Annotated in this window: 12 protein-coding genes; 9 read left to right on the forward strand and 3 right to left on the reverse strand. The window is 74.2% G+C overall.

The window, feature by feature from the left end; genetic code table 11:
• Positions 1 to 2: 2 nt before the first annotated feature.
• From ACGH52_RS32175 to ACGH52_RS32185, 3 genes are read left to right on the forward strand one after another with little or no spacing between them, the layout of a single operon-like run.
• Positions 3 to 1,958: a prolyl oligopeptidase family serine peptidase gene (locus ACGH52_RS32175; RefSeq protein WP_399944435.1), complete on the forward strand. Its 1,956-nt coding sequence runs from the start codon at positions 3 to 5 to the stop codon at positions 1,956 to 1,958.
• A gap of 5 nt (positions 1,959 to 1,963) precedes the next feature.
• Positions 1,964 to 2,887 carry an LD-carboxypeptidase gene (locus ACGH52_RS32180; RefSeq protein ID WP_121703802.1) on the forward strand — a complete coding sequence of 308 codons (924 nt, stop codon included), beginning with the start codon at positions 1,964 to 1,966 and terminating at the stop codon, positions 2,885 to 2,887.
• 18 nt (positions 2,888 to 2,905) lie between these two features.
• Positions 2,906 to 3,484, forward strand: a complete 579-nt coding sequence (locus ACGH52_RS32185) for a GNAT family N-acetyltransferase (RefSeq protein ID WP_121703790.1) — start codon at positions 2,906 to 2,908, stop codon at positions 3,482 to 3,484.
• On the opposite strand, the gene ACGH52_RS32190 is transcribed toward ACGH52_RS32185, so the two are convergent.
• On the reverse strand, positions 3,456 to 3,803 hold the full coding sequence (locus ACGH52_RS32190; RefSeq protein ID WP_059302702.1) for a DUF6204 family protein: 348 nt from the start codon (positions 3,801 to 3,803) through the stop codon (positions 3,456 to 3,458). The two genes, ACGH52_RS32185 and ACGH52_RS32190, sit on opposite strands and share 29 nt — an antisense overlap.
• Before the next feature lie 172 nt (positions 3,804 to 3,975).
• On the opposite strand from ACGH52_RS32190, the gene ACGH52_RS32195 reads away from it, so the two are divergent.
• Entirely contained in the window at positions 3,976 to 5,940 is a 1,965-nt protein-coding gene (locus tag ACGH52_RS32195; RefSeq protein WP_399944440.1) for a DUF5107 domain-containing protein, read from the forward strand.
• Positions 5,941 to 5,977: 37 nt separating this feature from the next.
• Here ACGH52_RS32195 and ACGH52_RS32200 read toward each other — a convergent pair whose 3' ends face one another.
• On the reverse strand, positions 5,978 to 6,325 hold the full coding sequence (locus ACGH52_RS32200; RefSeq protein WP_076977198.1) for a VOC family protein: 348 nt from the start codon (positions 6,323 to 6,325) through the stop codon (positions 5,978 to 5,980).
• Between the two features lie 94 nt (positions 6,326 to 6,419).
• Between ACGH52_RS32200 and ACGH52_RS32205 the strand changes: the two genes are divergently transcribed.
• Positions 6,420 to 6,950: a phage holin family protein gene (locus ACGH52_RS32205; protein WP_193777817.1), complete on the forward strand. Its 531-nt coding sequence runs from the start codon at positions 6,420 to 6,422 to the stop codon at positions 6,948 to 6,950.
• A gap of 91 nt (positions 6,951 to 7,041) precedes the next feature.
• Here ACGH52_RS32205 and ACGH52_RS32210 read toward each other — a convergent pair whose 3' ends face one another.
• Complete coding sequence (locus ACGH52_RS32210; protein WP_121703788.1) at positions 7,042 to 8,004, reverse strand: LLM class F420-dependent oxidoreductase; 963 nt, start codon at positions 8,002 to 8,004, stop codon at positions 7,042 to 7,044.
• Between the two features lie 169 nt (positions 8,005 to 8,173).
• Here ACGH52_RS32210 and ACGH52_RS32215 point away from each other — a divergent pair, with 169 nt between their 5' ends.
• From ACGH52_RS32215 to ACGH52_RS32230, 4 genes are all read left to right on the forward strand, one after another.
• Positions 8,174 to 10,012: an FAD-dependent oxidoreductase gene (locus tag ACGH52_RS32215; protein WP_399944445.1), complete on the forward strand. Its 1,839-nt coding sequence runs from the start codon at positions 8,174 to 8,176 to the stop codon at positions 10,010 to 10,012.
• On the forward strand, positions 10,009 to 11,856 hold the full coding sequence (locus ACGH52_RS32220; RefSeq protein WP_399944448.1) for a transketolase: 1,848 nt from the start codon (positions 10,009 to 10,011) through the stop codon (positions 11,854 to 11,856). The genes ACGH52_RS32215 and ACGH52_RS32220 overlap by 4 nt, the downstream gene beginning before the upstream one ends.
• Before the next feature lie 26 nt (positions 11,857 to 11,882).
• Complete coding sequence (gene ligD, locus ACGH52_RS32225; protein ID WP_399946951.1) at positions 11,883 to 12,788, forward strand: non-homologous end-joining DNA ligase; 906 nt, start codon at positions 11,883 to 11,885, stop codon at positions 12,786 to 12,788.
• A 65-nt stretch (positions 12,789 to 12,853) separates the two neighbouring features.
• Positions 12,854 to 13,228: a gas vesicle protein gene (locus ACGH52_RS32230; RefSeq protein ID WP_121702297.1), complete on the forward strand. Its 375-nt coding sequence runs from the start codon at positions 12,854 to 12,856 to the stop codon at positions 13,226 to 13,228.
• Positions 13,229 to 13,297: the final 69 nt, after the last annotated feature.

Raw genomic sequence — 13,297 nt, forward strand, 5'->3', positions numbered from 1 at the left:
CAGTGTCGACTCTGTCGTACGGATCGTGGCCCTCGCCCGTCGACGCGGCCCTCGCCGCCGCGCACGACGGACGGCCCGACGACGTCGGCTTCGTCGGTGACGAGGTGTGGTGGACCGCGCCCCGGCCCACCGAGGGCGGGCGGCGCACCCTGGTGCGGCGGCACGCCGACGGCACCGAGGAACCGGTGCTGCCCGCACCGTGGAACGTGCGCAGCCGCGTCATCGAGTACGGCGGCCGGCCGTGGGGCGCGGCCACGACCGACACCGGTCCGCTGGTGGTCTTCGTGAACTTCGCCGACCAGCGGCTGTACGCCTTCACCCCCGGCGGCGGCGAGCCGCGCCCGCTGACACCGCTCTCCCCGGTGGGCGGCGGACTGCGCTGGATCGAGCCGGACCCGCGTCCCGAGCGCGGCGAGGTGTGGTGCGTCCTGGAGGAGTTCACCGGCGAGGGGCCCACCGACGTCCGCCGCGTCCTCGTGGCGGTGCCGCTGGACGGCTCCGCGGCCGACGACCGGCGCGCGGTCCGCGAACTCACTCCCGAACGGCACCGCTTCGTCACCGGACCCCGCCTCTCGCCCGACGGGCGCCGCGCCGCCTGGCTCGCCTGGGACCACCCGCGCATGCCCTGGGACGGCACCGAGCTGATCGTCGCCGACGTCGGCCCCGAGGGCCTGTTCCGAGACGCCCGGCCCGTCGCCGGTGGCCCCGAGGAGTCCATCGCCCAGGCGGACTGGGCACCGGACGGCACCCTGCTGTACGCCTCCGACCGCACCGGCTGGTGGAACCTCTACCGCGACGGGCAGCCGCTGTGCGCCCGCGAGGAGGAGTTCGGCGGGCCGCTGTGGAAGCTCGGGCAGCGCTGGTTCGCGGCCCTGGACAGCGGCCTGATCGCGGTCCTGCACGGCCGGGGCGCCGCCGCCCTCGGCATCCTCGACCCCGAGACCGGCGACGTCGCCGACGCCGCGGGTCCCTGGACCGAGTTCGCGCCCACCCTGGCCGCGCACGGCGAGCGGGTCGTCGGCGTCGGCGCCGGGCCGCACAGCGGATACGAGGTCGTGGAGCTGGACGCCCGCACCGGCCGCGCCCGGGTCATCGGTGCCCCGCACGAGGACGCCGTCGACCCGGCGTACTACCCGCGGCCGCGGATCCGTACCTTCACCGGCCCGGGCGGACGCGAGATCCACACCCACCTCTACCCGCCGCACCACCCCGGCTGCCAGGCGCCGGACGGCGAGCTGCCGCCGTACGTCATCTGGGCGCACGGCGGCCCCACCAGCCGTTCCCCGCTCGTCCTCGACCTGGAGATCGCCTACTTCACCTCCCGCGGCATCGGCGTCGCCGAGGTCAACTACGGGGGTTCCAGCGGGCACGGCCGGGAGTACCGCAACCGGCTGCGTGAACAGTGGGGCGTCGTCGACGTCGAGGACTGCGCGGCCGTCGCCGTCGCCCTCGCCGAGGAGGGCACCGCCGACCGGGACCGGCTCGCCGTGCGCGGCGGCAGCGCGGGCGGCTGGACGTCCGCCGCGTCGCTCGCCACCACCGACGTCTACGCCTGCGGCACGATCATCTACCCGATCCTCGACCTGACCGGCTGGGGGACCGGCGAGACCCACGACTTCGAGTCGCAGTACCTGGAGAGCCTGATCGGCCCCTACGCCGAGGTCCCGGACCGCTACGCCGAGCGGTCGCCCGCCGAGCACGCCGAGCGCGTCACCGCCCCGTTCCTGCTGCTCCAGGGACTGGACGACGTTATCTGCCCGCCCGTGCAGTGCGAGCGGTTCCTCGACCGGATGGCGGGCCGCGGCGTGCCGCACGCCTACCTCGCCTTCGAGGGCGAGGGACACGGCTTCCGCCGCGCGCAGACCATGGTCCGCGCCCTGGAGGCCGAGCTCTCCCTCTACGCCCAGGTCTTCGGGCTGACCCCGCCCGGCGTCCCGCCCCTGGAGCTGACCCGGTGAGCCGGGTGAGAGAGCTGGTCCGGCCGGCCCGGCTCGCCCCCGGCGCCCGGGTGGCCGTCGTCGCACCCAGCGGGCCGGTGCCCGAGGAGCGGCTCCAGGCGGGACTGGACGTGCTGCGCGGCTGGGACCTCGACCCGGTCGTGGCGCCGCACGTCCTGGACCGGCACGGCACCTTCGACTACCTCGCGGGCACCGACGCCGACCGGGCCGCCGACCTCCAGGCCGCCTGGTGCGACCCGGCCGTGGACGCGGTGCTGTGCGCCCGCGGCGGGTACGGCGTCCAGCGCATGGTCGACCTGCTCGACTGGGAGGCGATGCGCGCGGCCGGCCCCAAGGTGTTCGTCGGCTTCAGCGACATCACCGCACTGCACGAGGCCTTCGCCACCCGCCTCGGCCTGGTCACCCTGCACGGACCGATGGCGGCCGGGATCGACTTCGTCAAGAACGCCCGGGCACAGGAGCACCTGCGGGCCACCCTGTGCGACCCCGAGTCGGTCCGCGTGATCGCCTCGGGCGGCACACCGCTGGTGCCCGGCCGGGCTTGGGGCGTCACCCTGGGCGGCTGCCTCGCCCTGCTCGCCGCCGACCTGGGCACCCCGCACGCCCGGCCCTCCGCGCGCGGCGGGCTGCTGTGCCTGGAGGACGTGGGGGAGGAGACGTACCGCATCGACCGCTACCTCACGCAGCTGCTCCGCGCCGGATGGCTCGACGGGGTCGGTGGCGTGCTGCTCGGCTCGTGGGCGGAGTGCGAGCCCCGCGAGCGGCTGCGGCCCCTGCTGGCCGACCGGCTCGGCGGGCTCGGCGTGCCGGTCGCCGAGGACTTCGGGTTCGGGCACTGCGAGGGCGCGCTGACCGTCCCCTTCGGCGTGCGGGCGGAACTGGACGCCGACGCGGGCACCTTGACGCTGGACACGCCCGCGCTGCGCTGACCGTCGTAGGCTGATCCCATGCCGCACACCCCCTCCCGCCACCTCGCCGAGGGCCCGCGCGTGGGCATCCGGCACTTCACCTACGCGGACGGCGCCGAGTTCACCGCCCGGGCGCGTCAGAGCAAGGACCTGCACCACCCCTGGCTCTTCCCGCCCGACAGCATGCAGGCGTACGAGGCCTACGCGGGCCGGCTGATCGAGGACCCCGCCAAGGCCGGGTTCCTGGTGTGCGAGAAGGACACGGACGCGACCTCCGGGGGCGCACCCGGCGGCTCCATCGCCGGGTTCGTGAACATCAACAACATCGTCGAGGGCGGCTTCCGCAGCGGTGCGCTCGGCTACGGCGCCTTCGTGCACGCGGCGGGCCGCGGGCTGATGCGCGAAGGACTCGACCTCGTGGTGCGCCACGCGTTCGGGCCGATGCGCCTGCACCGGCTGGAGATCAACGTCCAGCCGGGCAACGCCGCCTCGATCGCCCTGGCCCGCGCCTGCGGATTCCACCTGGAGGGCTACTCGCCGAGGATGCTCTACATCGACGGCGCCTGGCGCGACCACCAGCGCTGGGCGATCACCGCCGAGACCGTGACTTCCGGTTGATCTTCATCGTGTCCAGGTCCGTCACCGTGGACCTGAGGTCGCGGAACCCGTAGCCGAGCCCGCCGAGCGTGGTCTCGGCCCGGTCCTCCGCGATCGCGCCCGCCATCTCCTCGCCGTCCGCCGCGTCCGACACCACCACGTAGCGCATCGAGAAGTGCTTCAGCGGCGCGGGCTCGTACGACAGCGAGCCCTCCTCGGTGAACCGCATGCTCGCCATCCCGTGCTCGCCCGCCTCGGCGAGCAACCGGGCACGTGCCTCCTCGGTCAGCCCCTCCCAGGTGCCCCGGACGATCACCCGGTAGGTGTGCTGCTCACTCACGGCCGCTCTCCTTCGTCTTCATCGTCGTCTTCGTCTTGGTACGCGCGCCGACCGCCCGACCCTATGCCCGCGCCCGTACCGGGCCCCAGCGGATTAAACGTGAGTCACGTCGCCCCTCCCGCCCGGCGGAGCCCCTGTTCACCGCGCCGGAGAGCGGCTTCCATGAGGAACCGTGACGACGATCCGACGCGAGGTACTGACCCTGCCCGCCGCGCCGCTGGGGCCGGACAACCCCCTGCCGCCGCTGCGCCCCCTGGACGAGGCCCACCGCATCGACGACCGGGACCGGGCGGACCTGCCGCGCGACATGGCCCGCCAGGTCGACTACGAGCCACTGCGCAGCCTGCTGCCCGTCCGGGTCCGGGACGGCTACGACCGGGAGCGCGCACCGCGCGGACTCGACGCGCTCGTCATCGAGAACGACCGGCTGCGCGCCACCGTCCTGCCCGGCCTGGGCGGACGCATCGCCTCCCTCCACCACAAGCCCACCGGCCGCGAACTCCTCTACGTCAACCCCGTGCTCCAGCCCGCCAACTTCGCCCTCAACGGCGCCTGGTTCTCCGGCGGCATCGAGTGGAACATCGGCGCCACCGGCCACACCACCCTGTCCTGCTCGCCGGTGTACGCCGCCCGCGTCCCTGCCCCCGACGGCGGGGAGATGCTGCGCCTGTGGGAGTGGGAGCGGCTGCGCGACCTGCCCTTCCAGGTCGACCTGTGGCTGCCGGACGGCTCGGACTTCCTCTACGTCGGCGCCCGCATCCGCAACCCGCACGAGCGCCCCGTGCCCACCTACTGGTGGTCCAACATCGCCGTCCCGGAGGACCGCCGCGTCCTCGCCCCCGCCGACGAGGCCTGGCACTTCGGCTACGAGCGCAGGCTCCGCCGCGTGCCCGTCCCGGAGTACGACGGCGTTGACCGCACGTACCCGCTGAACAGCACCTACGCCGCCGACTACTTCTACGAGGTGCCGGACGACCGGCGCCGCTGGATCGCCGCCCTCGACGAGGACGGCCACGGACTGGTGCAGACCTCCACCGACCTGCTGCGCGGCCGCAAGCTGTTCGTGTGGGGCACCGGGCCCGGCGGACGCCGCTGGCAGGAGTGGCTCACCGAGCCCGGCACCGGCGGCTACTGCGAGATCCAGGCCGGGCTCGTCCGCACCCAGCTGGAGCACGTCAAGCTGGAGGCGGAGAGCGAGGTGTCCTGGCTGGAGGCGTACGGGCCGCTCGACGCCGCGCCGGACGGCGACTGGCCCACCGTGCTGCGCCGTGCCGAGGACCGGCTGGAGGCCGCCCTGCCACGGGCGGACGTCGACGCCGCGTACGACGCCTGGCGGCCGTACGCCGACACCGAGCCCGGCGAGCGCCTGGCCACCGGGTCGGGCTGGGGCGCGCTGGAAGTGCTGCGGGCGGGCTGGAAGCTGCCCGGCACCCCCTTCGACGAGGACACCCTCGGCGAGGAACAGCGGCCCTGGGTGCACCTGCTGCGCACCGGGTCGCTGCCCGAGCCCGAACACCACGAGCCGCCCGGCGGGACGCTGGTCGCCCGGCCCTGGCGGGACATGCTGGAGACCACGGCCGCCACCCCCCTCGCCGAGTACCACCTCGGGGTCGCCCAGTGGCACGGCGACGACCGGGCGCAGGCGGTGCGCAGCTGGGAGCGCGGACTTAAGTGCGCCGCGGACCGCTGGCCGCTGCTGCGCTGTCTCGCGGTCGCCGACCAGCAGGACGGCCACCACGAGCGCGCCGCCGACCGGTACGCGGAGGCCTTCGACGACCTGTGCGCACGCCGGACCGACGCGGCGGCGGAAGGGGACGCGGGGTGGGCGGCCGTCACCGCGGCGCTGGGCCGGGAGGCGATCGGGGCGCTGCTCGCGGCCGGGCGCACCGCGGACGCCCGGGCCGTGTGGGAGCGGCTGGACCCCGCGACGCGGGCCCGTGGCCGGTTCCGGCTGGCCGAGGGCGAGTTGCTGGCCGCGGAGGGCCGGACTGAGGAGGCGCGGGCCGTGTTCGACGACGGCTTCGAGGTCGCCGACCTGAGGGAGGGCGCCGACAGCATCGGCCTGCTGTGGGCGAGGCTGGACGACGCACCGCTCCCGGCCCGCTACGACTTCCGGATGTGGCCGGACGGGGAGTGAGCCCCGCCCGGCCGCCCCCGGGTGACGTGCCGGGGCCCTACTGCTGCCGGTCCACGTACTCGTAGATCGTCCCGTCCGGATGCCGGGCGATCAGGTTGCGGCCCCCGGGCGTCGCGACCGGGCCGGCGATGATGTCGGCGCCGAGGGAACCGAGTACGCGTCGGGTTTCCTCGACGTCCGACACGGCGATGGTCGCGGCCACCTTGCGCAACACCTCGAGCTGGGACTCGGGCCCGCTCATCAGCAGGAAGCAGCCGATGGCGGCGACCTGGACGCCGCCGCGTTCGAAACGAAGGGCCTCGCCGCCGGCCAGCCCCTCGTAGAAGGGGATCGACTTGTCCAGGTCGTCGACGTAGATGCGCAGTGTGGCTCCCAGAATGTCCATACGGACGAGCCTAGTTGGAACGACGGGCCGCCCGCCGCCCACTCCCCGCCGGTCGTTCGGCCATGGAAGCCGGGCCCGCGGGTACCCGCAACACATGGACCGCATGGATCACTTGGAACACCTGGACAGGCAACTGGTCGACGAACTGGCGCAGGTGGCACGCGAGACCGTGCGCGACGAACTGCGTGAACAGACCCGCAGGCAGCGCCGCAAGGCCACGCTGTACGCCGCGTCCGGCACCGCCGCCCTGTACGCGGGCGCCGCCGTCGCGCTCGCCGTGGGGCTGGCGCTCGCCCTCGCGCTCCCGGGCTGGGCCGCCGCGCTGATCACGGCCGCCCTCCTGGGCGTCGCGGCGTACCTGCTGCGGGGCGCGGCCCGGCCGCACCCGTCGCGGCCGGGCACGGCACCCGGCACCGGGCACGACCACGTCCCCGGAGGCGGCGCGCCCACCGCGTCGCCGGGCGGACTGGGCGTGCCCTACCCGCCGATGCCCCCCGTGGCGCCCGGCGGTGCGGGCGGCGCGACCGGCGCCCCGGGCGCGGGCACTCCCGCACCGGGCGGCACCGGGCCCGCCGCACCGCGCCAGGACGACGTCGACCCCGAAAACAAGGGTGGGCGCGGCTGACCTGCCCCGTACCGCACAGCACCGCATACGGGTACGCCCGCACGGACGTGCGGGCGTACCCCTGTGCGTGCCGCTTCGTGCCGCGCGCGCCTCAGGCGCTCTGCTGGAGCTGCGGCAGCACCTTGGTGCGGTAGAGGTCGAAGAAGCCGCGCAGGTCCGGGCCGATCTGGTTGACGTAGACCCGGTCGAAACCGGCGTCGGCGAACTGCTTCAGCTCCGCCACGTGCTCGTCCACGTCGTCGCCGCACACCCGGTTGTCGCGGACCATGTCCTCGGTGACCAGGGTCTGCGCCTGCTCGAAGTGCTTCGGCGAGGGCAGCACCTGGCCCAGCTCGCCGGGCAGCTGCTCGTTGGCCCACAGCCGGTGCACGGTGCGCACCGCCGCGTCCTTGTCGGTGTCGTAGCAGACCTTGGTGCCCCCGCTGACCAGCTTCCCGCCGCCCCCGCCCTTGCGGTACTGCTCCACCATCGAGGCGTCCGGCATCATCGTGATGTAGCCGTCGCCGACCCGGGCCGCCAGCTTCGTCGCCGCCGGGCCGAAGCCCGAGATGTCGATCGGGACCGGCTCGTCGGGCACCGTGTACAGGCGGGCGTTCTCCACCGTGTAGTGGGTGCCGTGGTGGTTGACCTCCTCGCCGGTGAGCAGCCGCCGGATGATCAGGATGGCCTCCTCCAGCATCTCCAGGCGTACGTGCGCGGCCGGCCAGGCGTCGCCGAAGATGTGCTCGTTCAGCGCCTCGCCGGTGCCGACGCCCAGCCGGAAGCGGCCGTCCGTCATCACCGCGCTGGTCGCCGCGGCCTGCGCCACCACCGCCGGGTGGATACGCACCGTCGGGCAGGTCACCGCCGTCTCCACCGGCAGGGACACCGCGTCGGACAGCGCGCCGATCACCGACCACACGAACGGGCTCTGGCCCTGCTCGCCGTTCCAGGGGTGGTAGTGGTCCGAGATCCACAGCGCCTGGAAGCCGGCCTGCTCGGCCATGCGCGCCTGCTCGATCAACTCCGCGGGACCGTACTGCTCGCTCGAGAGGAAATAGCCGTATTCGGGCATGAGGGGTTGCCTCCGGACAGGGAGCGGGTGGGTCCGGGGCCGGGTACCCGGGCGCGGGGCCGGAAACCGGCGGGCGGTGGCGTGCCGCGGCGTGCCCGCGGACGTTTGGGTGCCCCGGCCAAGGGGACGCGGAAGGCTCACGAGGTACGCGACAGCCCGGAGGCGAACCGTGAGCCGACCCCGCATCGTGATCGTCGGTGCCGGCTTCGCCGGGTACCGGACGGCCCGCACCCTGTCCCGGCTCACCCGGCACCAGGCCGACATCACCGTGCTCAACCCGACCGACTACTTCCTCTACCTGCCCCTGCTGCCCCAGGTCGCCGCCGGAATCCTGGAACCGCGCCGGGTCAGCGTGTCCCTGTCGGGCACGCTGCCGCACGTACGGCTCGTGCTCGGCGAGGCCGACGGCATCGACCTCGACGGGCACACCGTGCACTACACCGGCCCGGAGGGCGAGGAGGGCACCCTGCCCTTCGACCGGCTGGTGCTGGCCGCGGGCAGCGTCAACAAGCTGCTGCCCATCCCCGGCGTCGCCGAGCACGCCCACGGCTTCCGAGGGCTGCCGGAGGCGCTCTACCTGCGCGACCACGTGACCCGGCAGGTGGAGCTGGCCGCCGCGGCCGACGACCGGGCGGAGTGCGCCGCGCGGTGCACCTTCGTCGTGGTCGGCGCGGGATACACCGGCACCGAGGTCGCCGCGCACGGCGCGATGTACACCGACGCGCAGGTCCGCAGGCACCCGATGCGCACCGGCATGCGGCCCCGCTGGATGCTGCTCGACGTGGCGCCCCGGGTCATGCCCGAGATGGACGAACGGCTCTCCCGCACCGCCGAGCGGGTGCTGCGGCAGCGGGGCGTCGACGTGCGGATGGGGATCTCCGTCAAGGAGGCCACGCACGACGGGGTCCTGCTGACCGACGGCACGAGCGTCGACACCCGCACGCTGGTGTGGTGCGTGGGCGTACGGCCCGACCCGCTGGTGGAGTCCCTGGGGCTGCCCATGGAGCGCGGTCGGCTGCTCGTCGACCCCCACCTCCAGGTGGCGGGGCGGCCCGAGCTGTTCGCCTGCGGTGACGTGGCCGCGGTGCCCGACCTGAACCAGCCGGGCCAGTACACGCCGATGACCGCACAGCACGCCTGGCGGCACGGCAAGGTCTGCGCCCAGAACGTCGCCGCCTCGCTCGGCATCGGGAAGCGGCGGGCCTATCGCCACCGTGACCTGGGGTTCGTCGTGGACCTCGGCGGCGCCAAGGCCGCCGCCAACCCGCTCGGCCTGCCGATGTCCGGCCCGGCGGCGGGTGCGGTCACCCGCGGCTACCACCTCGCGGCGATGCCGGGCAACCGCGTGCGGGTCGCCGCCGACTGGCTGCTGGACGCGGTGCTGCCCCGCCAGGCCGTACAGCTGGGCCTCGTACGGTCCTGGTCCGTGCCGCTGGAGTCGTCGTCGCCCGAGGTCGCGCGCGTACCGGGCGGCCCGGAGCGGTCCGGCAAGGACACCGGGCCCACCGGAAAGCCCTCCGACGGCGACGAGACGAAGAACCAGCCGGGCACCGAGCCCGCGAAGGCGCAGCCCGGTGGTGAGCCCGCGAAGAACCAGCCAGGCGGCGAGCCTGCGAAGAACCAGCCGCCCCCCGGGCCCGCGACGGAGCAGCCCGGCGGTGAGCCCGCCAAGAAGCAGCCCGGTGGTGAACCGGCGAAGAGCCCCCCGCGCGGTGAGCGGGCGGAGCGGAGTGGGTCCGGCTCGCCCCGGGCGTCCGGCAAGCCGCGCCGGGCCGTCGAGGCCGCCGGACCGCGCCCCGCCCGGAGCGGCTCGGGCAAGGCCTCCCGCGGCACCGGTGCGGGCTCCGTGCGGAAACGGCCCACCGCCCCGTCCGGACCGAGCCGGTCCGCGGGCCCGCCCACCGACCCCGGCCCCGAACCCCCGGCGAACCAGCCGCCCCCCGGACCCGACATCGCCCCCGGCCCCGTCAAGCGCACCGACGGCCGTGCGGCGGAAGGAGACTCATGAACACCGGTGAACTCGTCGACCTCGGACAGCAGTTGCGCGTCGACAGCGTACGGGCGTCCGCCGCCGCGGGCTCCGGGCACCCGACGTCGTCGATGTCCGCCGCGGACCTGGTGGCCGTACTCCTGGCCAACCACCTCCGCTACGACTTCGAGCGCCCCGCCCACCCCGGCAACGACCGCTTCGTGCTGTCCAAGGGACACGCCTCGCCCCTGCTCTACTCCGCCTTCAAGGCGGCCGGCGCCATCGACGACGAGGAACTGCTCACCTTCCGCAAGCTGGGCAGCCGCCTGGAGGGGCACCCCACGCCCCAGCGGCTGCCGTGGGTCGAGACGGCCACCGGCTCGCTCGGCCAGGGGCTGCCCGTGGGCGTCGGCATCGCGCTGTCCGGCAAGCGCCTCGACCACACCGACTACCGCGTGTGGGTGCTGTGCGGCGACAGCGAGCTGGCCGAGGGATCGGTGTGGGAGGCAGCCGAGCACGCCGGACACGAGCACCTCGACAACCTCACCGTGATCGTCGATGTCAACCGGCTCGGCCAGCGCGGTCCCACCCGGCACGGCCACGACCTCGACGCGTACGCGCGCCGTTTCCGGGCCTTCGAGTGGCACACCATCGAGATCGACGGCCACGACGTGGACGCCGTCGACCGCGCCTACGGCGAGGCCCTGTCCACCAAGGGCCAGCCCACCGCGATCATCGCCCGCACCCTCAAGGGCAAGGGCGTGAAGGCCGTGGAGGACCGCGAGGGACAGCACGGCAAGCCGCTGCCCGAGGCCGAGGAGGCGATCGCCGAACTCGGCGGCCCCCGCGACATCAGCGTGCGGGTGCACGCCCCCGAGGCCGCACGGGCGCTGCACTCGGCGGGCACCGGACAGACCGAGCTGCCCCGCTACGACAAGGGCGACGAGATCGCCACCCGCAACGCCTTCGGGGAGGCGCTCGCCGCGGTCGGCACCGCGCGCGGAGACGTCGTCGCCCTCGACGGCGAGGTCGGCGACTCCACGCGGGCCGAGTTCTTCGCCAAGGAACACCCCGAGCGCTACTTCGAGTGCTACATCGCCGAGCAGCAGATGGTCGCCGCCGCGGTCGGGATGGCGGCGCGCGGCTGGGTGCCGTTCGCCACCACCTTCGCCGCCTTCCTGACCCGTGCCTACGACTTCGTGCGGATGGCCTCGATCAGCGGCTCCGGCATCAACCTCGTCGGCTCCCACGCGGGCGTCGCCATCGGCCAGGACGGGCCCAGCCAGATGGGCCTGGAGGACCTCGCGATGATGCGGGCCATCCACGGCTCGACCGTGCTGTACCCGTGCGACGCCAACCAGGCCGCGCGCCTGGTCGCCGAGATGGCCGGCCTTGAGGGCATCCGCTACCTGCGCACCTCGCGCGGCGAGAGCAAGGTGATCTACGGCCCCGACGAGGAGTTCCCGGTCGGCGGCAGCAAGGTGCTGCGCTCCTCCGACGCCGACCGGCTCACCGTCGTCGCGGCCGGTGTCACCCTGCACGAGGCACTCGCCGCGGCCGACGCCCTCGCGGCGGACGGCATCCCGGTCCGGGTGATCGACCTGTACTCGGTCAAGCCCGTCGACCGGGCCACCCTGCGCGCGGCCGCCGAGGAGACCGGCTGCCTGGTGACCGTGGAGGACCACCGCCGGGAGGGCGGCATCGGCGACGCCGTGCTGGACGCGTTCACGGACGGCCGACCGGTGCCCCGGCTGGTGCGCCTCGCGGTCACGACGATGCCGGGCTCCGCGTCCCCGGCGGAGGAACTGCACGCGGCGGGGATCGACGCCGAGTCCATCGAGGCGGCCGCACGGATGCTCGTGGAGCAGGCGATCGTCCCGTGAGCGGGAGCGGCGACGGCACCCGAACCGTGCGGGCCGGACGGCACACGGTGGAGGTGCACCGGCCGGACAAGGTCCTGTTTCCGGCGGGTGAGGGCGGCGCCCAGGAGTACACCAAGGGCGATCTCGTCGACTACCACCGTGCCGTCGCCCCGTTCATGCTGCCGCACCTGCGGGGCCGCCCGCTGATGCTGGAACGGCACCCGGACGGGATCGACGGACCGCGCTTCATGCAGAAGAACACCCCGGAGCACTACCCGGAGTGGATCGACCGCGTCGAGGTCGGCAAGGAGGGCGGCACCGTCTGCCACACCGTCTGCGACGACTCCGCCACCCTCGTCTACCTCGCCGACCAGGCCGCGCTCACCCTGCACCGCTGGCTGTCCCGGTCCGGGCGGGTCGACCGGCCGGACCGCATGGTCTTCGACCTCGACCCGTCCGGAGACGACTTCGAGGCGGTGCGCACGGCGGCCCGGCTGCTGGGCGAGCTGCTCGACGAGCTGAAGCTGCCCTCGGCACCGATGACCACCGGCTCCCGCGGGCTGCACGTCGTCGTCCCGCTGGACGGCCGCCAGGACTTCGACGACGTACGCGAGTTCGCGCGGGCCGTCGCCGACGTCCTGGCCGCGGCCCACCCCGACCGGCTCACCACCGCCGCCCGCAAGAAGGACCGCGGCGACCGGCTCTACCTCGACATCCAGCGCAACGCCTACGCCCAGACCGCCGTCGCCCCCTTCACCGTGCGCGCCCGCCCCGGCGCCCCCGTGGCGACGCCCATCTCCTGGGACCAGGTGGACGACCCCGCCCTGCACGCCCGCCGCTGGACCGTCGCGGACGCCGTCGAGCAGGCCCGCACCCGGCCTTGGGCCGGGCTCACGGACCGCGCCCGGGCCCTGGGTCCCGGCCGGCGGCGCCTGAACGCCTTGCACGGCTGAGCGGACTGCGCAACCCGGCGAGGTTTGGCGAACACACATGCGGCCACACGGAGGGGGAGGTGGCCATGACGAACACGAAAAGCACATCCGACTCGCAAGAATCACAACAGAGTTCACGAAAGCCACAAAAGCCACATACGGATCAGAAGTCACAGTCGTCACAGGAGCCGCACCGGCCCAAGCCGATGGAGGTTCTGCGCGAGGCGCGCGCCCAGCTCGCGGAACTCACCGGTATGACCGCCGAGTCCGTCTCGTCCTTCGAGCGGACGGAGGAGGGCTGGGCACTGGAGGTCGAGGTCCTGGAACTGGAGCGGGTGCCCGACACCATGAGCCTGATGGCGAGCTACCAGGTGGAACTGGACGACGAGGGGCAGCTCACGGGCTACCGGCGCGTACGGCGCTACGAGCGCGGTCGGGCCGACTCCCGCGGCAGCCGCTAGACCGGCGCAGGGTGCACGCCCGTACCGGCGCACACCACCCACACCACCGACAAGATGGAGGAACAACAG

This window comes from Streptomyces sp. BBFR25, from assembly GCF_044590125.1.
Lineage (GTDB): Bacteria > Actinomycetota > Actinomycetes > Streptomycetales > Streptomycetaceae > Streptomyces > Streptomyces canus_D.